This window comes from Pseudomonas sp. NPDC089547 (assembly GCF_050280665.1).
Lineage (GTDB): Bacteria > Pseudomonadota > Gammaproteobacteria > Pseudomonadales > Pseudomonadaceae > Aquipseudomonas.
The window spans coordinates 110,035-131,788 of sequence record NZ_JBNNVS010000009.1 but is presented as its reverse complement, the minus strand read 5'-3'; the positions used below and the strand labels follow the sequence as shown (position 1 = coordinate 131,788).

Genomic DNA, 21,754 nt, shown 5'->3' with positions numbered 1-21,754 from the left:
ATGAAAACCCCGTTGCGCCACCTCGTTACCGCCCTTGGGCTGGCCTTCACCCTCGGTGCCCAGGCGGCCGAGCCCGCCAAGCCTGAGAGCATCCGTATTGCCGTGCCCGACCTCAGTGCCGGTAGCAAGCCCAGTGCGGGCGGCGTAGTTGATGTGCTGCGTGATCAGCAGTTGCTTGAGAAGGAATTTGCCAAGGACGGCATCCGCATCGATTGGCACTTCTTCAAGGGGGCCGGCCCTGTGGTCAACGAGGCGTTGGCCAACGGCCAGGCCGACTTCGCCTACCTAGGTGACCTGGCCGCGATCGTCGGCAAGGCCAATGGCCTGGACACCCGCGTGCTGTCGGCAGGTGTGCGAGGGGTAAAGAGTTACCTGGGCGTAGTGCCCGGCTCCGGCATCAAGACCCTGCACGACCTCAAGGGCAAGCGCGTGGCGGTGTTCCGCGGTACAGCGAACCAGCTGTCGTTCGCCAGTGCACTGGCCAGCCAGGGGCTCACCGAACGCGACCTGAAGGTCATCAACCTGGACTTCAATGCCGCCAACGCCGCGCTGGCCGCCAAGCAGATCGATGCCACCTGGGGCCTGTCCAACCTGCTGTCACTGCGTGAGCGCGGGCTGGTGGAGTTGCCGGTCAACTCGCGCGACCTTGAAGGTGCCGGCAGCACCCAGGCGGTGCTGCTGGGCACGGGCGACTTCATCCGCAAGTACCCCGAGCTGGTCCAGCGCCTGGTCAACGCCCAGGAGCAAGCCAGTAACTGGCTGCGCGATGAGCACAACCGCGAGGCGTATGTGGACCTGGTGGCCACCAACGCCAACTGGCCACGCAGCATCCTCAGCGATGACCTGGCCAAGGAAAACCTCGCCCACTACTTCGACCCACGCCTGGACGCCGAATTTGTCGGCCAGTTGCAGCAGGGCGTCGACCTGGCAGCCAAGGAGCGCCTGATCCGCCGTGGCTTCCAGGTAGCCGACTGGATCGAACCACGCTTTCTCGATGCTGCATTGAAACAGGAGCAGGCCGTGCAGGCTGCTCGCTGAAACCTGATAACCCGACAATCACCGCAAGGACCACGACCATGAGCAATGCCGCCCTGGCCACCGCGCCACAAGCCCTCGAACTCGACATTCACCCGGTTGCCGGCCGTATCGGCGCCGAAATCCGCGGGGTGAGGCTGTCTGCCGACCTCGATGCAGCCACGATCGAGGCGATCCAGGCTGCGCTGGTACAGCACAAGGTGATCTTCTTCCGCGATCAGACGCACCTGGACGATCAGAGCCAGGAAGGCTTTGCCAAGCTGCTCGGCGAGCCGGTTGCCCACCCCACCGTGCCGGTGGTGGACGGTACCAGCTACCTGCTGCAACTCGATGGCGCCGATGGCCAGCGGGCCAACTCCTGGCACACCGACGTGACCTTCGTCGACGCCTACCCCAAGGCCTCCATCCTGCGCAGCGTGGTGGCGCCGGCATCGGGTGGCGATACCGTGTGGGCCAACACGGCGGCGGCCTATCAGGAGCTGCCCGAGCCGCTGCGTGAACTGGCCGACAAGTTGTGGGCGGTGCACAGCAACGAGTACGACTACGCCAGCCTCAAACCCGATGTGGACCCGGCCAAACTGGAGCGTTACCGTAAGGTGTTCACCTCGACGGTGTACGAAACCGAGCACCCGGTGGTGCGTGTGCACCCGATCAGTGGCGAGCGGGCACTGCAACTGGGGCATTTCGTGAAACGCATCAAGGGCTATTCGCTGGCGGATTCGCAGCACCTGTTTGCCGTGCTGCAAGGGCATGTGACGCGCCTGGAGAACACCGTGCGCTGGCGCTGGCAGGCCGGGGATGTGGCGATCTGGGATAACCGCGCGACGCAGCATTATGCGGTGGATGATTACGGGACCCAGCCACGGGTGGTGCGGCGGGTGACGTTGGCGGGTGAAGTGCCGGTCGGGGTGGATGGGCAGTTGAGCCGGACTACGCGTAAAGGCTGATATCGCCGGGGCCGCTTTGCGGCCCTATCGCGACACAAGGCCGCTCCTACAGGAGGTCGCGCACCCTTGTAGGAGCGGCCTTGTGTCGCGAAACGGGGGCGAAGCCCCCGCCAGCTACACCTCGGTATCACAGGCAATCAACTGCCTGACCAGCCCCTGGGCCAACGGCGACAAACCATACCCCACCCGGCTCACCACTCCATAGCGGGTATGGCACGCCTCTTCCTGCTCGGGCGTCAGGTCCGCCAGGTTCAACTTCACCAACCCGCCCTCGCGTTGATACGGCCGCAAATTGGCATTGCAGGCAATGCCGATGGTGTCCGAGTGCATCACCACATTCAGTAGCGCATACCCGTGCTCGCACTCTACCGCTGGCAGGAAGTCCTGCCGCCCGCTGAGGTCGCTGAGGATCTTGCGGATGTTCGGCGGGCGGAAGGTGGTGGCCATCGGGTAGTCGAACAGGTCTCGCGCCTGCACGGCTTCCTGCTGGGTCAGCGGGTGCCCGGCGCGGCAGCAGAAGTGCCAGCGCTGTGGCGTCAGTTTGTGCACCTGGTAGTCCGGGTCGGACTCGAACTGGCGGGTGTCGGCGACAAAGAACTCGATCTCTTCGGCAACCAGCTTGCGGTTCAACGCCTGCCAGTTGTCCACCTGGAAGCAGGTGCGCGCCGCCGGGTACTCGGCCACGAAACGCGCCACCGCTCGCGGCACCAGGCCACCGGCCGGCGCAGGCCCTGAGCCAAAGCGCACCACGCCGGTAGTGGCGCCGTTGAACTGGTGGATCTCGTTGACCAGGTTGTGCGCCCCATGCACCAGCCGCCGCGAGTGCTCCAGCACCAGCAAGCCTTGGCGGGTTGGCGCCAGTTCCTTGCTGGCGCGGTCCACCAGGCGGCAGCCAATGTTGTGCTCCAAGGTCTGGATGCTACGGCTGAAAGCCGATTGCGACAGGTTCACCGCCGCTGCTGCGGCCACAAAACTACGGTGTTCGACAAGGGCGATGTAGTGGCGCAGCTGACGCAGATCGATATGCATTTTCTACATTAAAACCTTCGGTCAAATGCAATTGCTGACAAGGGTGAGTCCCCTTATAAAGGGTGTTACTTATTCCACTAAATATGAATTACAAATATTTGTATCACTTAAAAGAATATAAGCCCGACTGACCGCGATTCGGTTCCGCCAACGGAAATGCTCGCCAGGGCCCATGCCTCAAGGAGCATTTGCATGTCCGGACTTTCCCGTTGGCCTGCGCGCGCGTCGCGCTTTACCTTGCAACCCTTGGCCGCTGGCGTGCTGCTGGCGGCGTCCTCTGGCAGCTTCGCCGAAGAGCCGGTCAGCGCCACCCCGGCGGTGGAACAGGAAGCCAAGCTCGGCACCGTCACGGTCAATGCCCGCCGCCGCGAAGAAACCGCGCAAAGCGTGCCCACGCCGATCAGCGTGCTCGACAGCGAAACCCTGGAAACCCAACGCATCTACCGTGTGCAGGATCTGCAACAGCTGGTGCCCAGCACCAACGTCGCCTACGTGCATGCCCGCCAGTCGAGCATCTCGATCCGTGGCCTGGGCAACAACCCGGCCAGTGACGGCCTGGAGGGTAGCGTCGGTATCTACCTGGACAACGTCTACCTTGGCCGCCCAGGCATGGCGGTGTTCGACCTGCTGGACGTGGAGCAGCTCGAAGTGCTGCGCGGTCCGCAGGGCACGCTGTTCGGCAAGAACACCACGGCCGGCGTGCTCAACATCACCACGCGCAAGCCCACCTTCCACCGCGAAGGCAGTATCCAGCAGTCGATTGGCGAAGACGGCTACGTGCAAACTCAAGGCAGCTTCTCGGGGCCGATCAGCGAGACCCTGGCCGGGCGCATCAGCGCCTACCGCACCGAAGACGATGGCTATGTGAAGAACATCCACAACGGCGACGACCTCAACGGCGGCAAGCGCCAGGGCTTTCGCACCCAGTTGCTGTTCAAACCCAGCGAAACCTTCAACCTGCGCTGGATCGGCGAGTACAACGAAGAGGATTCCAACAACGGCATCCTCAGCCTGTACAGCACCGGCCCGACCATCAACGGCGTCAACCGCTACGAAAGCCTGGCTGCCCAGGCGGGTGCGACGCTGGTGTCGGGCAAGGACCGCAAGGTCAATTTCGACGCCGACCAACAGGTGACGGTGTTCCAGGGCGGCACCTCGGTAGAGGCCAACTGGACCCTGCCTAACGACTTCACCCTGACCTCGATCACCGCATACCGCTGGTGGGACTTCACCCCGCGCAATGACGATGGCCTGAACGTGCCGGTGTTCTACAGCGCCGGGGTATCGGTGCGCGACAAGCAGTACTCGCAGGAAATCCGCCTGGCTTCGCCTACCGGTGGCGCCTTCGACTACGTGCTGGGTGCCTATTACTTCAAGCAGGACCTGGACAACAAATCCTTCACTTACTACGGGCCGCAGGCGGATGTCTGGAACCTCACACCTGCCGGCGCGCTGAACAACGTCAATACCATTGGTGACGGGCATATCGATACCGATAGCTATGCGCTGTTCGCCCAAGGCACCTGGCATGTCACCGACCGCCTGGATTTCACCGCAGGCATTCGCGGTACCTATGAAGAGAAGAGCGCCTGGGTAACCCGCGATGCACCCAGTGGCGGCGCGGCAGTGACCGGTGCCGCCGCCACAGCGCGCCAGGGCCGGATAGGTGCCTACGATTCGGGCGACCTCAACCAGTACAGTTTCAGCCCTTCCGGCCTGTTGGGCCTGAGCTACCGCTTCAACGAGCAGCTGCTGGGCTACGCCACCCTGACTCACGGCGAGAAGTCTGGCGGCGTCAACCTCACGGTCGGCGCAGCACCACGGCTGGGCACTGACTCGCTGCTGGTCGGCACCGAGCGGGTCAACAACGCCGAACTGGGTTTGAAGAGCACCCTGTTAGACGGCCGTCTGCAACTCAACGGCAACCTGTTCTGGGCTGAAGTTCACGGCTACCAGGCCAACGTCTACGACCAGATCAACCGCGTGCAGTACCTGGCCAACGCCGGCCGCGTGCGCTCTCGCGGCCTTGAGTTCGAAGCCACGGCGCTGCCGATCCGCGGCCTTACCGTCAACTTCAACGGCTCGTGGAACGACGTGCGCTACACCGAATACAAGGACGCGCCATGCCCGCCGGAGGTGAGCCTGGCCAATGCCGCCGCCACCTGCGACCTGTCTGGACACCAGGTGGTCGGCGCCTCCAAGTACATCGCCAACCTCAACACCCAGTACAAGTGGCAAGCCACCGACCATGTCGAGCCCTACGTTACCGCCAGCTATGCCTTCCGCTCGAAGGCCGTGGGCACCATCGACGATTCCGATTTCGGCCAGATCCCCAGCTATGCGCTGGTCAACCTTTCAGCCGGTGTACGCCTGGACCAGGGCGACGGCGTGGTCGACCTGTCGCTGTGGGTGAAAAACGCCGGTGACAAAACCTACTTCACCAGCCTGTGGAACTCCGCCAACGGTGGCTATGCCGGCGTACTCGGTACCCCGCGCACCTTCGGCGCAACTGCCCGTTACGACTTCTGAGCACAAGGAGCTTTGCCATGAATGCCAAGACCGAAACCCCAGCTTTGCCTGAAGGCGCCTGCCTTACCGCGAAAGTCCCGCAGCACGACGAAGCGCTGCTGGGTGACGTGGTAGTCAACCCGTACCGGTTGGCGCCGCTGACCGCAATCATCCGCGACGGTGGCCGCAGCCTGAGTGACGCGCATGTGCGCGTGCTGGGGCGCGGTGAGCGCGGCGTGGACATCGTCTATGACGTGTCTGACCGGTCATTGTGGACCTACGGCGGCATCCCGGTATTTGGCCTGTACCCGGACCACGTCAACCAGGTGGAAGTGACCTACAAGCTGGACGGCGAGCGTATCCGCCAGCAGTACCAGATCTACGCCCCGGCCGTACGCCTGCCAGTGGTGGCGAAGCAGACAGCCGCGTTGCCGGAGGTTGAGCCGATCAAGGTGGCGTCGGGTTTTGAAAAGCGTCTTTACCTGTTCAACCACTTGCAGGGCGACATCCCGGGCGGCCGTGCCTTCAAGTGGAACGCCCTGGGCGGCGCGGCGGAATGGGACCAGGTGGGCAACAACTGGATCGCCGACACGAATGGCGATGTGCGCTGGTACCTGGATATCGAGCAGATCCACGACTCCAACCGGCGTGACAGCCTGGGTGGCACCATGGGCTTCCAGCAGACCCGCGACGGCAAACTGATCTGGGGCCAGGGCCAGACCTATTCCAAGTACGACCTGCTGGGCCGGCGCATCTGGCAACGCACGCTGCCCGACAAGTTTGCCGATTTCTCCCATGAAATCCGCGAGACCAGCAACGGCACCTACCTGCTACGGGTGGGCACCAGCGACTACCGCCGCCCCGACGGCAAGCGTGTGCGCTCGATCCGCGACCACATCATCGAGGTGAACGAGGCCGGGGATGTGCTGGACTTCTGGGACCTCAACCAGATCCTCGACCCGTACCGCGGCGACCTGCTGGAAACCTTGGGCAAGGCCGCTGTCCAGCTGCCGGAGGGCGTACAGAAGCAGGACGACCGGCTGGCCAACGAACTGGCCGAAGGTGATCTGCCCTTTGGCGATACCCCCGGCGTGGGTACCGGGCGTAACTGGGCACACGTCAATGCCATCGATTACGACGCCGATGACGACAGCATCATCGTTTCAGCACGTCACCAGGGTGTGGTGAAGATCGGCCGCGACAAACAGGTGAAATGGATTCTGGCCTCGCCCCAAGGCTGGCCGCTGCACCTGCGTGCGAAGGTACTGAAACCGGTCGAGAGCGAAGGCTTCGACTGGTCATGGACCCAGCACACCGCCTGGCTGACCGGCAAGGGCACGCTGACCGTGTTCGACAACGGCTGGGGCCGTGACTTTGCACCGACCAAGCTCAGCGGCAACTACAGCCGGGCGGTCGAGTACCGCATCGATGAGGCCAAGGGCACTGTCGAGCAGGTGTGGGAGTACGGCAAGGAACGCGGCGATGAGTGGTACAGCCCGGTGACTTCGGTGGTGGCCTACCGGCCGGAGACCGATACCCAGTTCATCTACTCGGCGTCGGTGAATTTCCTGACGCCCGAGAAGCTGACCGCTACCGTGCTGAATGAGGTACGGCGCGGGACTCAGGAGGTGCTGGTGGAGCTGAAGGTGCACAGCCGGCAGCCGGGCAGTGTCGGCTACCGGGCACTGGTGATCGACTTGGCCAAGGCATTCTGACTCATCCCTCCGGGAGGGCCGTCGGTCCTCCCTTCACATTTCTTTCAGTTCATTCGTCTAACCTGTACCGGCCCTTCGCGGGCACGCCCGCTCCCACAGGTACTGCACCGAACTCGAGACCGGTGGGGTACCTGTGGGAGCGGGCGTGCCCGCGAAAGGGCCAGTTGCCATCACGCAGAATGATGAATTTTCCGCCCGGCTGTTCAACCATTCGTTCTTTTTTTCGAACAGCCTATTGTCCAACACCCCAGCAGCCGCTTAGCATTCGTTTGAGATTTCAAACGCTCGATGCCCTGCCTTGGGCGCTTTTCAACAATCAACAATTCGGGAAGCCGACATGCAGCTCAAAGACGCTCAGTTGTTCCGCCAGCAAGCCTATATCAATGGTGAGTGGCTGGATGCGGACAACGGCCAGACCATCAAGGTGACCAACCCGGCCACCGGTGAAGTCATCGGTACCGTGCCGAAGATGGGCACCGCGGAAACCCGCCGCGCCATCGAAGCCGCCGACAAGGCCCTGCCGGCCTGGCGTGCCCTGACCGCCAAAGAGCGTTCGACCAAGCTGCGTCGCTGGTTCGAACTGATGATCGAGAACCAGGACGACCTGGCTCGCCTGATGACCACCGAACAGGGCAAGCCGCTGGCCGAAGCCAAGGGCGAAATCGCCTACGCCGCCTCGTTCATCGAATGGTTCGCCGAAGAAGCCAAGCGCGTCTACGGCGACACCATCCCGGGCCACCAGCCAGACAAGCGCCTGATCGTCATCAAGCAGCCAATCGGCGTTACCGCGGCCATCACCCCGTGGAACTTCCCGGCCGCCATGATCACCCGTAAAGCCGGCCCGGCCCTGGCCGCTGGCTGCACCATGGTGCTCAAGCCTGCTTCGCAAACCCCGTACTCCGCCCTGGCCCTGGTCGAGCTGGCACACCGTGCCGGTATCCCGGCTGGCGTGCTGAGCGTCGTTACCGGCAGCGCTGGCGAAGTTGGCGGCGAACTGACCGGCAACTCCCTGGTACGCAAACTGTCCTTCACTGGCTCGACCGAAATCGGCCGCCAGCTGATGGAAGAATGCGCCAAGGACATCAAGAAGGTTTCCCTGGAGCTGGGTGGCAACGCCCCGTTCATCGTGTTCGACGACGCCGACCTGGACAAGGCGGTCGAGGGCGCGATCATCTCCAAGTACCGCAACAACGGCCAGACCTGCGTCTGCGCCAACCGTATCTACGTGCAGGACGGCGTCTACGACGCGTTCGCCGAGAAGCTGGCCGCTGCAGTCGCCAAGCTGAAGATCGGTAACGGCCTGGAAGACGGCACCACCACTGGCCCGCTGATCGACGGCAAAGCTGTCGCCAAGGTCCAGGAACACATCGAAGATGCCGTTTCCAAAGGCGCCAAGGTGCTGTCCGGTGGCAAGCTGATCGAAGGCAACTTCTTCGAGCCGACCATCCTGGTTGACGTACCGAAGACTGCTGCTGTCGCCAAGGAAGAGACCTTCGGCCCACTGGCGCCGCTGTTCCGCTTCAAAGACGAAGCCGAAGTCATCGCCATGTCCAACGACACCGAGTTCGGCCTGGCTTCGTACTTCTACGCCCGCGACATGAGCCGTGTGTTCCGTGTTGCCGAAGCCCTGGAATACGGCATGGTAGGTATCAACACCGGCCTGATTTCCAACGAAGTGGCACCGTTCGGTGGCATCAAGGCTTCGGGCCTGGGCCGCGAAGGTTCCAAGTACGGTATCGAGGACTACCTCGAAATCAAATACCTGTGCATCAGCGTCTGATAGCACGGTAAAGGCTTTACCTCTGCCAGCGGGGCGCGAGAGCGACGTCTCGCTGGCCTTTTTTACATCGCAGTACCTGGTGGCCAGGGCGTTTGTGGCAGTCGATCAACGAATACTGTTCGCGAGCACTCCCAGCCACCCCCGAATAAAAGCGCCATTCCTGTCGGCGCAATGAGGGCATTATGAGCAAGACCAACGAATCCTTGATGCAACGTCGTGTAGCTGCCGTCCCACGTGGCGTCGGCCAGATCCACCCGATCTTCGTCGACACCGCGAAGAACTCGACCGTGATCGACGTTGAAGGCCGCGAACTGATCGACTTCGCTGGCGGCATCGCAGTACTGAACACCGGCCACCTGCACCCGAAAGTGGTTGCAGCCGTGCAAGAGCAGCTGACCAAAGTCAGCCACACCTGCTTCCAGGTGCTGGCCTACGAACCCTACGTAGAGCTGTGCGAAAAGATCAACAAGCTGGTCCCGGGCGACTTCGACAAGAAGACCCTGCTGGTCACCACCGGCTCCGAAGCCGTTGAAAACGCCGTGAAAATCGCCCGTGCCGCCACTGGCCGCGCTGGCGTCATCGCCTTCACCGGCGGCTACCACGGCCGTACCATGATGACCCTGGGCCTGACTGGCAAGGTCGTGCCGTACTCCGCTGGCATGGGCCTGATGCCAGGCGGCGTGTTCCGCGCCCTGTTCCCGAGCGAACTGCACGGCGTGAGCGTTGACGACGCTATCGCTTCGGTAGAGCGCATCTTCAAGAACGACGCCGAGCCACGCGACATCGCTGCGATCATCCTCGAGCCAGTACAAGGCGAAGGCGGCTTCCTGCCAGCGCCGAAAGAGCTGATGAAGCGCCTGCGCGCCCTGTGCGACCAGCACGGCATCCTGCTGATCGCTGACGAAGTTCAAACTGGCGCTGGCCGTACCGGCACCTTCTTCGCCATGGAACAGATGGGCGTTGCGCCTGACCTGACCACCTTCGCCAAGTCCATCGCTGGCGGCTTCCCGCTGGCCGGTGTGTGCGGCAAGGCCGAGTACATGGACGCCATCGCTCCAGGCGGCCTGGGCGGCACCTACGCCGGTTCGCCGATCGCTTGCGCCGCGGCCCTGGCCGTGATCGAAGTGTTCGAAGAAGAGAAACTGCTGGACCGCAGCAAGGCTGTGGGTGAGCGCCTGACCACTGGTCTGCGCGAAATCCAGAAGAAGTTCCCGATCATCGGCGACGTCCGTGGTCTGGGCTCGATGATTGCTGTTGAAGTGTTCGAGAAAGGCACTCACACCCCGAACGCTGCTGCTGTTGGCCAGGTTGTTGCCAAGGCACGCGACAAGGGTCTGATCCTGCTGTCCTGCGGCACCTACGGCAACGTCCTGCGTATCCTGGTACCGCTGACTGCCGAAGACGCACTGCTGGACAAAGGCCTGGCCATCATCGAAGAGTGCTTCGCTGAACTCGCCTGATGTGACGCGCTTCTGAAAAAACCCGCCTCGGCGGGTTTTTTTTGTGCCCAGAAAAGCCACGGGGCGCTATCGTTAGCGGAGGATTTGCTTTGGAAGCTGCGACGGACTGTGTGTCAGGCTAATCAGGAGCTGTTGGCGATGAGCGCTGCAAACCCCACCGCACCAAACGTACTGATTGTCGAGGGCGACCCCTGGGTACGTGACATGCTCAGCGAAATGCTGCTCAGCGTGCGCTGTGATGCACGGCTACACGTGTGCGCCGACGGTTCGCAGGCGCTCAACCTGTTGGCCAACAAACCTGACCTGATCATCGCCGCCCGCGAGTTGGCCGGTGTCGATGGCCTCGACCTGCTGCGCAAGGTCCGCGCCAAAGGGCCGGGGTTGCCGTTCATCCTCATGAGCAACCGCAGTGACAGCGCCAGCGTGCGCGAAACATTGCCGCTGCACCCCACCGCCTACCTGAGCAAGCCGCTGAACCTGGATAACCTGCGCAAGCGTCTGGAAGAGTTGCTGGTGGCAGTTGGCGAGGAAATCGCCTGCCCGGTACCGGCCTTGCAGGCCGGTGCCAGCCTGCCTGCCTACCTTGAGCAACGACGCGCTACCGCCGATGGTGGGCCGCTGCTGGCCGATGTGCAGGTGGCAATCAAGCGCGCGCTCAACCCTCAGGGCCTGAACCTGAAGGTGCTTGAAGAGGAAGTGCGTAACGACCCCCAGGTTACCGCCGTGCTGATTGCCGCAGCCAACAGCGCCGCGTTGCACCGTGAAGCCCCGGTGCAAACCTTGCTGCAGGCCCTGAACAAGCTTGGCAGCACCCAGAGCATGAACCTGATCCTGGGCATGACCCTCAAGCGCAGTGCGCGCCTCAGTGACCCGCTGCTGGCGCAGCACGCTGCCCGTTATTGGGACCTTTCGCTGCACACTGCCGAATATGGCCGTACCCTGGCGCGCATGCTCGAGCTGGACGAAGGGCGCTGCTATTGCGCGGGGCTGCTGCATTGCCTGGGCGACCTGGCAGTGCTGCGCTGCCTGCAAGAATGGCGGTTGGCCGGGGGTGAGCTGGACGAACGCAACGTGCAGCATTCGCTGGATGAGTTCGGTGCGGCGTTCGGTTCGGCGCTACGCACGCGCTGGCGTCTGCCGCTGGCGTTGCGCGAATTGATCGCAGCGATCTACCAGCTGGGCGGCGGGGTTTATTCGCGAGAGATCCTTGCCATGAACCTGGCAGGGCAGTTGTCGCGGCTGCCGGCTGAGCAGGGCATGGAAAAGGTGGCCAACGGCAAGACGGCGCGCTTGCTCAAGATTGGCCTGCCGGAGCTGAACCGCTTGCGCAAGGTGGACAACCCCGAAACCAAGCCGGAGCCAGCGGCTGAAAACCCAATACAAGCCGACGAGGTTCCGTGAGCCGGGCGCGGACGCTGTAGGAGCGGCCTTGTGTCGCGATCGGGGTGCAAAGCGCCCCCTCGATTTTTGCTTCAAGCTGACATCGCCGGGGCTGCTTTGCAGCCCGATCGCGACACAAGGCCGCTCCTACAGGGACAGCGCAGGCCTCAGGGAGGTCAGCCGCGCACGATCTGGTTCTTGCCCTGCCGCTTGGCCTGGTACATCGCCGCGTCGGCCCGGGCATACAGGCTGTTCAGTGTCACATCGTCATCGGTCAATTCGGTCAGCCCCTGGCTCACCGTAACGCCATACGTCTGCTCTTCATGGTTGAAGCTCAAGCGCTGGATCTCCCGCTGCAAGCGCTCGGCAATCTGCTCCGCCGCCTGGGCACTGCAACCCGGGAACACCGCCGCGAATTCCTCGCCACCAATACGCCCGAACAGGTCGCCACGGCGCAGCACGGCTTTGCCGCTGTCGGCGATGCGCTGCAGCACCTGGTCGCCTTCCTGGTGACCATAGCTGTCGTTGATACGCTTGAAGTCGTCGATGTCCAGCAACAGGAAGGCCAGCGGCGTACCGTCCTCGCGTGCACTGTCGAAGGCTTGCTGGGCGCATTCGAAGAAGTGCCGGCGGTTGCTGCTCTGGGTCAGCACGTCGGTGGTGGCCAAGCGCTGTAGCTCACCTTCGAGCTGCTTTTTCTCGGTGATGTCTTCGGCGATGCCGACGATGATCACCCTGTCACTCTCGTGCTGCTGGTTGATGTAGCACTTGTCGCTCAGCCAGCGCAGTTGGCCGTCGGCATTGAGAATGCGGTATTCGCGGTCTTCCACCGAGCCCTTGAGCAGCACCTGGGCCAGGCTGCGCTCGGCGTATTCCAGGTCGTCGGGGTAGATGCTGTCGCGCCATTCGTTGTAGTCGGCCAGCACCAGGCTGACCGGGCGACCGAAGATGCGCTCGTAGGCGGGGCTTACGTACAGCACCTGGCGGGTTTCCCAGTCGAAGGCCCAGAGCACCGCGTTGACGCTGTCGAGAAGCGAGCTGAACAACTGCTCGCGTTCGCTCAAACGGGCGACTTCGCCTTGGGCGTGGAGCAAGGCCAGCAGGGTCTGGGCGGCTTCAGGAGGCGGGGTACCGGGCAGGATCGTGGGGATGTTCTTGGCCATGTGCACGAATCAGGTCTCGACTTGAAAGCGTGCGGCCAGCATCCTGCCCGCCACGCGGGCGATGTGCAGATTTGAGTGGTGGCGACGGCGCGAAGTTCCGGGCGGCATGCCCCGCCAAGGGGCATGCCGACTAACGGTGGTCAGGCGCCGGTCGGGCGCAGGGAATAGGTTTTGAGCTGCGCCGCGAAGTCGCGCAAGGCGTGGATGCCGCTGGTTTCGGCTTCGTGTACCCAGTCCTTCATGGCGGCCAGCATGTCGTGGCCGTTGGCACTGGTGCGCGCCCAGATCTGCTGCAGGGCCAGGCGCTTTTCGTAAATGGTCTTCAGCGCCTGGCTGTGGGCAAGCATCGACTCGATGCGTACATGGTGGCGGTCTTCCAGCAGGCTGGTCTCGCGCGAGAGCAGGCGCTTGGCACGGCGGAAGTGGTGGCTAACCGAGGCGTCCACCCGGGCCAGCTCCTGCTTGACCAGCGGGCCGATCACCAGCTTGCGGTACTGGGCCATGATCTGGAAGCGGTTGTTGAGGATGGCCATGGCGGTGTCCATGTCCAGGCTCGCTTTGCCCGCCACACGGTGGGCAATGGGCGCCACGCGCTGCACTTTGGCCAGGCGCAACAGGCAGAACACGCGTATCCAGGCCCAGCCCATGTCGAACTCCCAGCGCTTGACCGACAGCTTGGCCGAGTTGGGGTAGGTGTGGTGGTTGTTGTGCAGCTCTTCGCCACCAATGACGATGCCCCAGGGCACAAGGTTGGTTGCCGCGTCGCGGCATTCGAAGTTGCGATAGCCCAGCGCATGGCCCAGGCCGTTGACCACGCCGGCCGCCCAGAACGGAATCCACATCATCTGCACTGCCCAGATGGTGATGCCGATGGTGCCGAACAGCAGCAGGTCGATGACGGCCATCAGCACGATGCCGCCCAGCTTGTAGCGCGAATAGAGGTTGCGCTCGATCCAGTCATCCGGGCAGTTCTTGCCATAGATGCGCAGGGTTTCGGGGTTGCGCGCTTCTTCACGGTACAGCTCTGCACCCTTGCGCAACACCGTGCTCAGGCCTTTGTGCACGGGGCTGTGCGGGTCGTCTGGGGTTTCGCATTTGGCGTGGTGCTTGCGGTGGACGGCGGTCCATTCGCGGGTGTTCTGCGCCGTGGTCAGCCATAGCCAGAAACGGAAAAAGTGCTTGAGCGCGCCGTTGAGCTCCAGTGCCCGGTGCGCGGAGTAGCGGTGCAGGTAGACCGTGACGCTGACAATGGTCACATGGGTCATCAACAAGGTGATGCCGACCAGTTGCCAGGCCGACAAGTCGAGCAGGCCGTTGTACCACATAGGTGTAAAAACCCTCGGGATGCAGGAGGAGGGGCTGATTATCCCTTGGTAGGGAAATAAAACCAGTCACCCGTTCAGATAGGAGGTCACGACATGTTTCAGCCTTTATAATGCCCATTCTTTTCTGAAGGGCTATCCCACCCGACATGTCTGTTTCTGTTCGCGACGCCTTGCGCATGGCTGCGCTGTATGTGGTGCTCTCGATCCTCTGGCTGGCGCTCGCCGAGGTGGTGCTGCACGGCATGACTGACGACCCCCTGGCACTGACCGTGGGGCGGCAGATCAATGTGGTGCTGTGGGTGTTGATGAGTGCCGTGCTGATCTACGTGTCCAGGGTGCGGCTGTTGAACTTCATCGGTGTGGGTGCACGCTTGCGCTGCGAGGACCGCGAGCGGCTGCGCATGGCCGCTGCGGTGTTCGACAGTACCCTCGAAGGGGTACTGGTCACCGACCGTCAGGGCCTGATCGTGCACGTCAACCGCGCCTTCATGCGCATCACCGGCTACCAGCAGGACGAGGTTATCGGCCAGCGTCCGAACAAGTTCAAGTCGGGCCGCCATGGCCAGGCGTTCTACCAGCAGATCTTCGCCACCTTGGCCGAGCAGGGTGAGTGGAGCGGCGAAATCTGGAACCGGCGCAAAAGCGGCGAGATCTACCCACAATGGCAGACCATTTGCGCCATTCGTGACGATGAAGGTGAACTGAGCCATTACGTGGCGGTGTTCAGTGACATCAGTGCGATCAAGCATTCGGAAAAGGAACTGGCCTACCTGGCTCACCACGACCCGCTCACGGGCCTGCCGAACCGCCTGCTGTTCACCGACCGCGTCGAGCAGGCGTTGGCGGCGGCCCAGGCCAACAAGCGCGGCTGTGCCTTGCTGCTGCTGGACCTGGACCACTTCCAGAGCATCAACGACGGCCTTGGCCACACCATCGGCGACCAGTTGTTGAAGCTGGTGGGCGAGCGTCTGGGTGAGGTGCTGGGTAGCGGCGTGACCCTCGCACGCCTGGGCGGCGATGAGTTTGGCGTGCTGGCAGAGAACTGTCAGCAGGTCGGCCAGGCGGGCAAGCTGGCGCAGTGCATCATCGAGCGTATGCGTGAGCCTTTCCTGTTCGATGGCCATCGCCTGTTCATCAGCGTTAGCGTTGGCATCAGCCTGTTCCCCAGCGATGCCTTGAGTAGCGAGCAACTGCTGCGCAATGCCGATGCAGCGTTGTACAAGGCCAAGAGCAACGGGCGGGCCTGCTATGCGCTGTACACCGAAGAGTTGACCGCCCACGCCCAGCACCGGGTCGAGACGGCGGGTGAACTGCGCCGTGCATTGGAGCAGGATGAGCTGCGGGTTTACTTCCAGCCGGTGCACGACCTGGCCACTGGCAGCAAGGTCGGGGTCGAGGCGCTGGTGCGTTGGCAGCATCCCCAGCGCGGGCTGGTGCCCCCAGGCGAGTTCATCCCGATTGCCGAGCGCACCGGGCTGATCGCCGAGATCGATGCCTGGGTGCTGCGTCAGGCGTGCCGGCAGATGGTGCAATGGCAGGCAGAAGGCCTGCAACTGGCGTTTGTGGCGGTGAACATCTCCAGTCGCCTGTTTGGCCAGCACGAGCTGTATCGGCAGGTAGCGGCGGTTTTGCATGAGACGGGCCTGGCGCCGGCGCTGCTGGAGCTGGAAGTGACCGAAAGCGCGGTGATGGAAGACCCGGAAGTGGCGCTGGAACAGCTGCACCGTTTGCGGGAGCTGGGAGTGACCTTGGCCATCGACGACTTTGGCACCGGCTATTCGTCGTTGCTGCGGCTCAAGCGTTTGCCCGTGCAGAAGCTCAAGATCGACCAGGGGTTCGTTGCCGGTTTGCCGCTGGATGAAGATGACATCGCGATCGTGCGGGTGATCATCGCCCTGGCCCGCAGCATGGGCATGCAGGTGCATGCCGAGGGCATCGAGCAGGCCGAGCAGGCTGGTTTCCTGTTGCAGGAGCAGTGTCAGCTGGGGCAGGGGTACTGGTTCGGGCGGCCGGTGCCGGCTGGGGATTTGCACTGGGATTGAGATTGCAGGGCCGCTTTGCGGCCCTATCGCGACACAAGGCCGCTCCTACAGGGATCCGCGGTCGCCTGTAGGAGCGGCCTTGTGTCGCGATAGGGCTGCAAAGCAGCCCCTGCATTCAACGCTTGTTCAAGCCTTTCGCCAGCTTGTCCCCACCCAGTTGGATCAGCGCCACCAGCGCCACCAACATGGCGATCACAGTCAGCATGATCTGGCTGTCGAAACGCTGATACCCATATCGATAGGCGATGTCGCCAAGCCCACCGGCACCAATCGCTCCGGCCATGGCCGAGGAGTTGATCAGGGTCACCAGGGTAATGGTGAAGCCCCCGACGATGCCCGGCAGCGCTTCGGGCAACAGTACATGCCAGACGATGTGCCATCGCCGGCAGCCCATGGCCTGTGCGGCTTCCACCAGGCCATGGTCGACTTCGCGCAGGCTGACCTCGGCAATCCGCGCAAAAAACGGCGTGGCGGCAATGGTCAGCGGCACCACCGCCGCCCACACGCCATAGGTAGTGCCTACCACCAGGCGGGTGAAGGGGATCAGCGCAACCATCAGGATCAGGAACGGGATTGAGCGGAACAGGTTGACGAAGGCGCCCAGCACGCGGTTCAGCAGCGGCGCCTCGAAGATGCCGCTCTTGTCGCTGGTCACCAGCAGCACCGCCATCGGCACCCCCACCAGCAGGGCGATCAGTGACGACACGCCGACCATCAGCAGGGTATCGAGCAGGCCTTCCAGCAGGCGATCAAACCACATGGCCCAGTACCTCCACATCCTCGGCCCAGCGGCGGGCGCGTTCCAGTAATTGATGGGTGTCGTGCGGCGAATGCTGCACCGACAGGATCAGTTGGCCCAAGGCATGTTCGCCGATGGTTTCCACACCGCCCTGCAGCAGCCGTACGCGGCCGCCCAGGTCGTTGAACAGGGCAGACAGCTCGGGTTCGCCGAGCAGGGTCAGCTTCAGTACCACAGCGCTATCGCGGTTTACCGGGCTGGCCCGCAAGCTGGCTTGCAGCGTGGCAGGCAGCCTGGCCTGCAAGGGTGCGAGCAGGGTGCGGGTGACCTCATGGCGTGGCGCACCGAACACCCGCCAGACTTCGCCCTGTTCGACCACTTCGCCGCGCTCCAGCACCACCACCCGGTGGCAGATATCGCGGATCACCGCCATTTCGTGGGTGATCAGCACAATCGTCAGGCCCAGGCGCTGGTTGATGTCGCGCAGCAGCTCAAGGATCGAGGCCGTGGTTTCCGGGTCCAGTGCCGAGGTGGCTTCGTCACACAGCAGGATTTGTGGGTCGTGTACCAGCGCCCGGGCAATGCCCACACGCTGCTTTTGCCCACCGGAGAGCTGTGCCGGGTACACGTGGTGCTTTTCTTGCAAGCCGACCAGCTCCAGCAGCTCGCGCACCTTGCGCTGGCGCTCGGCCTTGGCAACGCCGGCCACCTTCAACGGCAGCTCGACGTTCTGCCACACGGTCTTGGCCGACATCAGGTTGAAGTGCTGGAAGATCATGCCGATGCGCCGACGCAGTGCCACCAGGTGGTCCTCGTCGAACGGGGCGATGTCTACCTGGTCGATCAGCACCCGGCCTTGGCTGGGTTGCTCCAGGCGGTTGATGGTGCGCAGCAGCGACGACTTGCCGGCGCCGCTGCGGCCGATGATGCCGAAGATCTCGCCATGGCGGATGTTCAGGTCGATGCCTTGCAAGGCCGGTTGTGCCTGGCCAGGGTAGGTCTTGCCCAGGCCGATGAAGCGCACATGGGCTTCATTGACCTCTGGGCGCAGGGCCTGTTCCTTGACCGTTGGCGGCAATGGTTGTGGTGTCGGCGCCCTGAGCGCACTGGCCTGGCTCATGTCAGCCTTCCCAGCCGGCTTGGTAGAGCTTGCCGTGGGCTTTGTCCAAGGCTGCGCGTACCACGGGCGAGTGCTGGTAGATGTCGACGAACCTGGCCAGGCGCGGGTCATCCTTGCTTTGCGGGCGGATGACGAACTGGATCACGTATTCCTTGTTTTCCAGGCCATCGAACAGCAATGCCGAGGTGGCGTCGAAGGTATTGGCCAGGCGGATATAGGCCGGGTAGCCCTGCACCAGGTCGGCGTCATCGTAGGCGCGTACCAGCTGAACCGCCTCGACCTGAAGGATTTTCAGCTTTTTCGGGTTGGCGACGATGTCATCCTCGGTGGCCTTGTAGCCAACGCCCGGCTTGAGGGTGATCAGCCCGGCCTTGGCCAGCAGTTGCAGGCCACGGCCGCTGTTGATCGGGTCGTTGGCGATGGCCACGCTGGCACCTTCAGGCAGCTCGGCAAAGCTTTTGTACTGTTTCGAATACAGGCCAACGTTGTTGATGATCCCCGACGCGTAGGGCACCAGGTTGAAGCCCGCAGCAGCCTTGGCGTTCTCCAGGAACGGGATGTGCTGGAAGTAGTTCACGTCAATGTCGCCGCTGTTGAGGCTGACATTGGGCGCGATCCAGTCGCTGAACTCGATCAGCTTCACTTCCAGGCCTTGCTTGTGGGCTTCTTCCACAGCGGCTTCCAGCGGAATGGCAAAGGCAGAAGTGGTGCCGATCTTCAGCGGTTCGGCAGCCAGGGCGCTGGCAGACAGGCCCAGGGTGAGGGCAATGGCCGCGACGGGCCGGAACAGTTTATCAAGCATGGTGCAGGGCTCCAGTCGGGGCAGGGGTAGGGGTAAAACGGTGCGCCGAGCCAGGGTGGTCGGCGGGCAAGTGCGGGTGGTCGGCCTGGAACAGCTTCTCGCGCAGGGTCCCTTCGGCGTAGGCCGTCTTGTAGCGGCCGCGCTGCTGCAATTGCGGGATGACCAGGTCGATGAAGTCTTCAAAGCTTTCCGGGGTGACGGTGCGGGTCAGGTTGAAACCGTCCAGGCCGGTTTCATCGAGCCACGCGATCAACTGCTCAGCCACCTGGTCAGGTGAGCCGACCAAGGTTACGTAGCGGCCACCCAAGGCGTGCTGTTCCAGCAGGCGGCGGCGGGTCCAGGCGTTGTCCTGCAACTGGCGCGTGGCGGACTGGATGGCGTTGCCCTGGCTGAAGCCGATTGGCTCGTCCAGTTCATAGGCCGCAAAGTCGATACCGGTGGATGCTGCGAAGTGCGCAACGCCAGCTTCAGGGCTTGCATGGCGCAAGTATTCGGCATGCTTGGCCCGGGCCTCTTGCTCGGTAGGGGCGACGATCACCGTGATGCCCATGAACACTTTGACCGCTTGCGGGTCGCGACCGGCGGCCTCGGCGGCGGCGCGTACCTTGTCGACCTGGGCGCGTGTGGCGGCTTTGTCCTGGCCACTGATGAACACGCATTCGGCATGGTTGCCGGCAAAGGCCAGGCCACGTTTCGAGCTGCCGGCCTGGAACAGTACCGGGGTGCGTTGCGGCGAGGGTTCGCTCAGGTGGTAGCCCTCGACGTTGTAGAACTCGCCGTGGTGGCTGACCTTGCGCACCTTGTCGGGCCGGGCGTAGACGCGCTGCTCGCGGTCGGCGACCACGGCGTCGTCGGCCCAGCTGCCTTCCAGCAGTTTGTACAGTACGTGCAGGTATTCGTCGGCCTGGTCGTAACGGCGGTCATGCTCCGGTTGTTGCGTCAGGCCCATGGCCCGGGCAGCGCTGTCGAGGTAGCCGGTGACGATGTTCCAGCCTACCCGGCCATTGCTCAGGTGGTCGAGGGTGGAAAGGCGCCGGGCGAACAGGTACGGCGCCTCGTAGGTGAGGTTGGCGGTAAGGCCGAAACCCAGGTGGCGGGTGACTGCGGCCATGGCCGAGACCAGCAGCAGCGGGTCGTTGACCGGCAGCTGGATCGACTCCTTGAGGGTGACGTCCAGTGACTGGCCGTAGATGTCGTAGGTGCCGACGATGTCAGCGATGAACAACCCGTCGAACAGGCCGCGCTCCAGCAGGCGCGCCAGGCTGGTCCAGTACTCCAGGGTCTTGTACTGGGTCGAGGTATCCCGTGGGTGGGTCCACAGGCCGTGGTTGATATGCCCGATGCAGTTCATGTTGAAAGCATTGAGCAGGATCTGCTTGGCCATCAGATGGTCCCCCGGCGTGGTGGGTTGGCATCGTTGAGGTAGTAGTTGCCGATGGCGTGGTACTTCCAGCGCACCGGGTCGTGCAGGGTATGCACGCGAGCGTTGCGCCAGTGGCGGTCGAGGTTGTGTTCGGCCAGGGTGGCCTGGCTGCCGCCCAGCTCGAACAGGGCGGTACCGGCAGCGAGGGAAATCTCGGTGCTGATGGCCCGTGCTTCGGCCACGGCAATGGAGGCGGCGGCGACGTTGTCGGCAGTGCTGTCGTCGCGGGCGCGGTCGAGGTATTCGCCGGCGCGCTCCAGCAGGGCTTCGGCCGCATGCAGGCGGATAGCCAGGTGGCCAAAGCTTTTCAGCGTCAGCGGGTCATCCGTGGCCTTGTCCAGGCCGGAGTCGACCCACGGGCGGCTGCGGGTGCGCACGAAGTGCAGGGCGTCTTCATAGGCAGCACGGGCGATGCCGGTGTCGATGGCAGCATGGAGGATCTGCGCCAGCGGGCCGACCGGGGTGGGGCGCTCGAAGGCGCTCTGGAACGGCACCACGTCGGCGGCGCTGACGTACACGTTGTCGAACACCACCGAACCGCTGCCGGTGGTGCGCTGGCCGAAGCCGCTCCAGTCGTCGATCACCTGCAAGCCCTGGCTGTCAGCAGGGACGAAGGCCAGTTGCTGCACGCCTTGTTCGTCGACGACCGAGGTAGGAATGCGCTGGGCGTAGATGGCGCCGGTGGAATAGAACTTGCGGCCATTGATGCGGAAACCGTCGCCGTCACGGCTCAGGCGGGTGGTGCGTTCGTTGGCGGTTTTGGTACCCAGTTCGGCCAGGGCGTTGCCGAAACGGTTGCCTGCCAGTACTTCGGCGTACAGGCGCTGTTGCTGTTCGGGCGTGCCGTTTACCCGCAGTACTTCCAGGCCGTAGAAATGGTTTTGCGGGATCTGCCCCAGCGAGCCGTCGGCCTGGGCGATACGGGCGATCACCTTGGCCAACGTGACGTTGGACACGCCGGCACCGCCGAAGGCCTTGGGCACGCTAATGGCCCACAGGCCGGAGCGGGTGAACAGCTCGAGTTCGGCGTGGGGCAGGCGGCGCTCGCGGTCGCGCAGGGCGCTGTCGCGGCGCAGTTGCTGTGCGATGTCTTCGGCGACGGCCAGGGCTTCGGCGTCGCTGGTGATGATATGTGTAGTCATGTTGTTCTCCGGGGCCATTGGGGCCGCTTTGCGGCCCATCGCGACACAAGGCCGCTCCTACAGGTGATCGCGTACCGGCATGCGGTCGCGCACCCCTGTAGGAGCGGCCTTGTGTCGCGATGGGCTGCAAAGCAGCCCCAAGGC

Annotated in this window: 16 protein-coding genes; 8 read left to right on the top strand and 8 right to left on the bottom strand. The window is 63.4% G+C overall.

The window, feature by feature from the left end:
• Together ACQKPZ_RS09055 and ACQKPZ_RS09050 are read left to right on the top strand one after the other, a co-directional pair.
• A complete protein-coding gene (locus ACQKPZ_RS09055; RefSeq protein WP_427537046.1) occupies positions 1–1,038 on the top strand; it encodes an ABC transporter substrate-binding protein in 1,038 nt (345 codons plus the stop codon).
• 38 nt (positions 1,039–1,076) lie between these two features.
• The gene (locus tag ACQKPZ_RS09050; protein WP_427537044.1) at positions 1,077–1,982 is read left to right on the top strand and encodes a TauD/TfdA dioxygenase family protein; all 906 of its coding nucleotides are present in this window, start codon (positions 1,077–1,079) and stop codon (positions 1,980–1,982) included.
• Positions 1,983–2,096: 114 nt separating this feature from the next.
• On the opposite strand, the gene ACQKPZ_RS09045 is transcribed toward ACQKPZ_RS09050, so the two are convergent.
• Positions 2,097–3,011, bottom strand: coding sequence for a LysR family transcriptional regulator (locus ACQKPZ_RS09045; protein WP_427537042.1), 915 nt, complete (start codon positions 3,009–3,011; stop codon positions 2,097–2,099).
• 192 nt (positions 3,012–3,203) lie between these two features.
• Between ACQKPZ_RS09045 and ACQKPZ_RS09040 the strand changes: the two genes are divergently transcribed.
• From ACQKPZ_RS09040 to ACQKPZ_RS09020, 5 genes are all read left to right on the top strand, one after another.
• A complete protein-coding gene (locus ACQKPZ_RS09040) occupies positions 3,204–5,540 on the top strand; it encodes a TonB-dependent receptor (RefSeq protein WP_427537040.1) in 2,337 nt (778 codons plus the stop codon).
• Positions 5,541–5,557: 17 nt separating this feature from the next.
• Complete coding sequence (locus tag ACQKPZ_RS09035) at positions 5,558–7,234, top strand: aryl-sulfate sulfotransferase (protein ID WP_427537038.1); 1,677 nt, start codon at positions 5,558–5,560, stop codon at positions 7,232–7,234.
• Positions 7,235–7,571: 337 nt separating this feature from the next.
• Positions 7,572–9,014, top strand: coding sequence for an NADP-dependent succinate-semialdehyde dehydrogenase (gene gabD / locus ACQKPZ_RS09030; RefSeq protein WP_280341375.1), 1,443 nt, complete (start codon positions 7,572–7,574; stop codon positions 9,012–9,014).
• Between the two features lie 182 nt (positions 9,015–9,196).
• Positions 9,197–10,474, top strand: coding sequence for a 4-aminobutyrate--2-oxoglutarate transaminase (gabT, locus tag ACQKPZ_RS09025; protein ID WP_391128585.1), 1,278 nt, complete (start codon positions 9,197–9,199; stop codon positions 10,472–10,474).
• A gap of 138 nt (positions 10,475–10,612) precedes the next feature.
• Positions 10,613–11,875, top strand: a complete 1,263-nt coding sequence (locus ACQKPZ_RS09020) for an HDOD domain-containing protein (protein ID WP_427537036.1) — start codon at positions 10,613–10,615, stop codon at positions 11,873–11,875.
• Between the two features lie 155 nt (positions 11,876–12,030).
• Here the strand turns inward: ACQKPZ_RS09020 and ACQKPZ_RS09015 are convergent, their stop codons facing one another.
• Complete coding sequence (locus tag ACQKPZ_RS09015) at positions 12,031–13,017, bottom strand: GGDEF domain-containing protein (RefSeq protein WP_427537034.1); 987 nt, start codon at positions 13,015–13,017, stop codon at positions 12,031–12,033.
• Between the two features lie 140 nt (positions 13,018–13,157).
• On the bottom strand, positions 13,158–14,342 hold the full coding sequence (gene desA / locus ACQKPZ_RS09010; RefSeq protein WP_427537032.1) for a delta-9 fatty acid desaturase DesA: 1,185 nt from the start codon (positions 14,340–14,342) through the stop codon (positions 13,158–13,160).
• 146 nt (positions 14,343–14,488) lie between these two features.
• Here desA and dibA point away from each other — a divergent pair, with 146 nt between their 5' ends.
• Entirely contained in the window at positions 14,489–16,384 is a 1,896-nt protein-coding gene (gene dibA / locus ACQKPZ_RS09005; protein ID WP_427537030.1) for a phosphodiesterase DibA, read from the top strand.
• Between the two features lie 115 nt (positions 16,385–16,499).
• On the opposite strand, the gene ACQKPZ_RS09000 is transcribed toward dibA, so the two are convergent.
• Genes ACQKPZ_RS09000 through ACQKPZ_RS08980 form a run of 5 tightly spaced genes read right to left on the bottom strand, consistent with a single transcriptional unit; the run spans position 16,500 to position 21,610 of the window.
• Positions 16,500–17,144: a methionine ABC transporter permease gene (locus ACQKPZ_RS09000; protein ID WP_427537028.1), complete on the bottom strand. Its 645-nt coding sequence runs from the start codon at positions 17,142–17,144 to the stop codon at positions 16,500–16,502.
• On the bottom strand, positions 17,134–18,243 hold the full coding sequence (locus tag ACQKPZ_RS08995) for a methionine ABC transporter ATP-binding protein (RefSeq protein WP_427537026.1): 1,110 nt from the start codon (positions 18,241–18,243) through the stop codon (positions 17,134–17,136). The genes ACQKPZ_RS09000 and ACQKPZ_RS08995 overlap by 11 nt, the downstream gene beginning before the upstream one ends.
• 1 nt (position 18,244) lies before the next feature.
• Positions 18,245–19,045, bottom strand: coding sequence for a MetQ/NlpA family ABC transporter substrate-binding protein (locus tag ACQKPZ_RS08990; protein ID WP_427537024.1), 801 nt, complete (start codon positions 19,043–19,045; stop codon positions 18,245–18,247).
• Positions 19,038–20,429: an LLM class flavin-dependent oxidoreductase gene (locus ACQKPZ_RS08985; RefSeq protein ID WP_427537022.1), complete on the bottom strand. Its 1,392-nt coding sequence runs from the start codon at positions 20,427–20,429 to the stop codon at positions 19,038–19,040. Before ACQKPZ_RS08985 ends, ACQKPZ_RS08990 begins: the two co-directional genes overlap by 8 nt.
• Positions 20,429–21,610 carry an SfnB family sulfur acquisition oxidoreductase gene (locus tag ACQKPZ_RS08980; RefSeq protein WP_427537020.1) on the bottom strand — a complete coding sequence of 394 codons (1,182 nt, stop codon included), beginning with the start codon at positions 21,608–21,610 and terminating at the stop codon, positions 20,429–20,431. Before ACQKPZ_RS08980 ends, ACQKPZ_RS08985 begins: the two co-directional genes overlap by 1 nt.
• Positions 21,611–21,754: the final 144 nt, after the last annotated feature.

Excerpts from the sequence above, each read along its gene's own strand:
- ACQKPZ_RS09035 (WP_427537038.1), top strand. The coding sequence starts at position 5,558 with ATGAATGCCAAGACCGAAACCCCAGCTTTGCCTGAAGGCGCCTGCCTT.
- ACQKPZ_RS09015 (WP_427537034.1), bottom strand. The coding sequence starts at position 13,017 with ATGGCCAAGAACATCCCCACGATCCTGCCCGGTACCCCGCCTCCTGAA.
- ACQKPZ_RS09020 (WP_427537036.1), top strand. The coding sequence starts at position 10,613 with ATGAGCGCTGCAAACCCCACCGCACCAAACGTACTGATTGTCGAGGGC.
- ACQKPZ_RS09050 (WP_427537044.1), top strand. The coding sequence starts at position 1,077 with ATGAGCAATGCCGCCCTGGCCACCGCGCCACAAGCCCTCGAACTCGAC.
- ACQKPZ_RS08990 (WP_427537024.1), bottom strand. The coding sequence starts at position 19,045 with ATGCTTGATAAACTGTTCCGGCCCGTCGCGGCCATTGCCCTCACCCTG.
- gabT (WP_391128585.1), top strand. The coding sequence starts at position 9,197 with ATGAGCAAGACCAACGAATCCTTGATGCAACGTCGTGTAGCTGCCGTC.
- ACQKPZ_RS09000 (WP_427537028.1), bottom strand. The coding sequence starts at position 17,144 with ATGTGGTTTGATCGCCTGCTGGAAGGCCTGCTCGATACCCTGCTGATG.
- ACQKPZ_RS08995 (WP_427537026.1), bottom strand. The coding sequence starts at position 18,243 with ATGAGCCAGGCCAGTGCGCTCAGGGCGCCGACACCACAACCATTGCCG.
- ACQKPZ_RS09045 (WP_427537042.1), bottom strand. The coding sequence starts at position 3,011 with ATGCATATCGATCTGCGTCAGCTGCGCCACTACATCGCCCTTGTCGAA.
- desA (WP_427537032.1), bottom strand. The coding sequence starts at position 14,342 with ATGTGGTACAACGGCCTGCTCGACTTGTCGGCCTGGCAACTGGTCGGC.
- gabD (WP_280341375.1), top strand. The coding sequence starts at position 7,572 with ATGCAGCTCAAAGACGCTCAGTTGTTCCGCCAGCAAGCCTATATCAAT.
- ACQKPZ_RS08985 (WP_427537022.1), bottom strand. The coding sequence starts at position 20,429 with ATGGCCAAGCAGATCCTGCTCAATGCTTTCAACATGAACTGCATCGGG.
- ACQKPZ_RS09040 (WP_427537040.1), top strand. The coding sequence starts at position 3,204 with ATGTCCGGACTTTCCCGTTGGCCTGCGCGCGCGTCGCGCTTTACCTTG.
- ACQKPZ_RS08980 (WP_427537020.1), bottom strand. The coding sequence starts at position 21,610 with ATGACTACACATATCATCACCAGCGACGCCGAAGCCCTGGCCGTCGCC.
- ACQKPZ_RS09055 (WP_427537046.1), top strand. The coding sequence starts at position 1 with ATGAAAACCCCGTTGCGCCACCTCGTTACCGCCCTTGGGCTGGCCTTC.
- dibA (WP_427537030.1), top strand. The coding sequence starts at position 14,489 with ATGTCTGTTTCTGTTCGCGACGCCTTGCGCATGGCTGCGCTGTATGTG.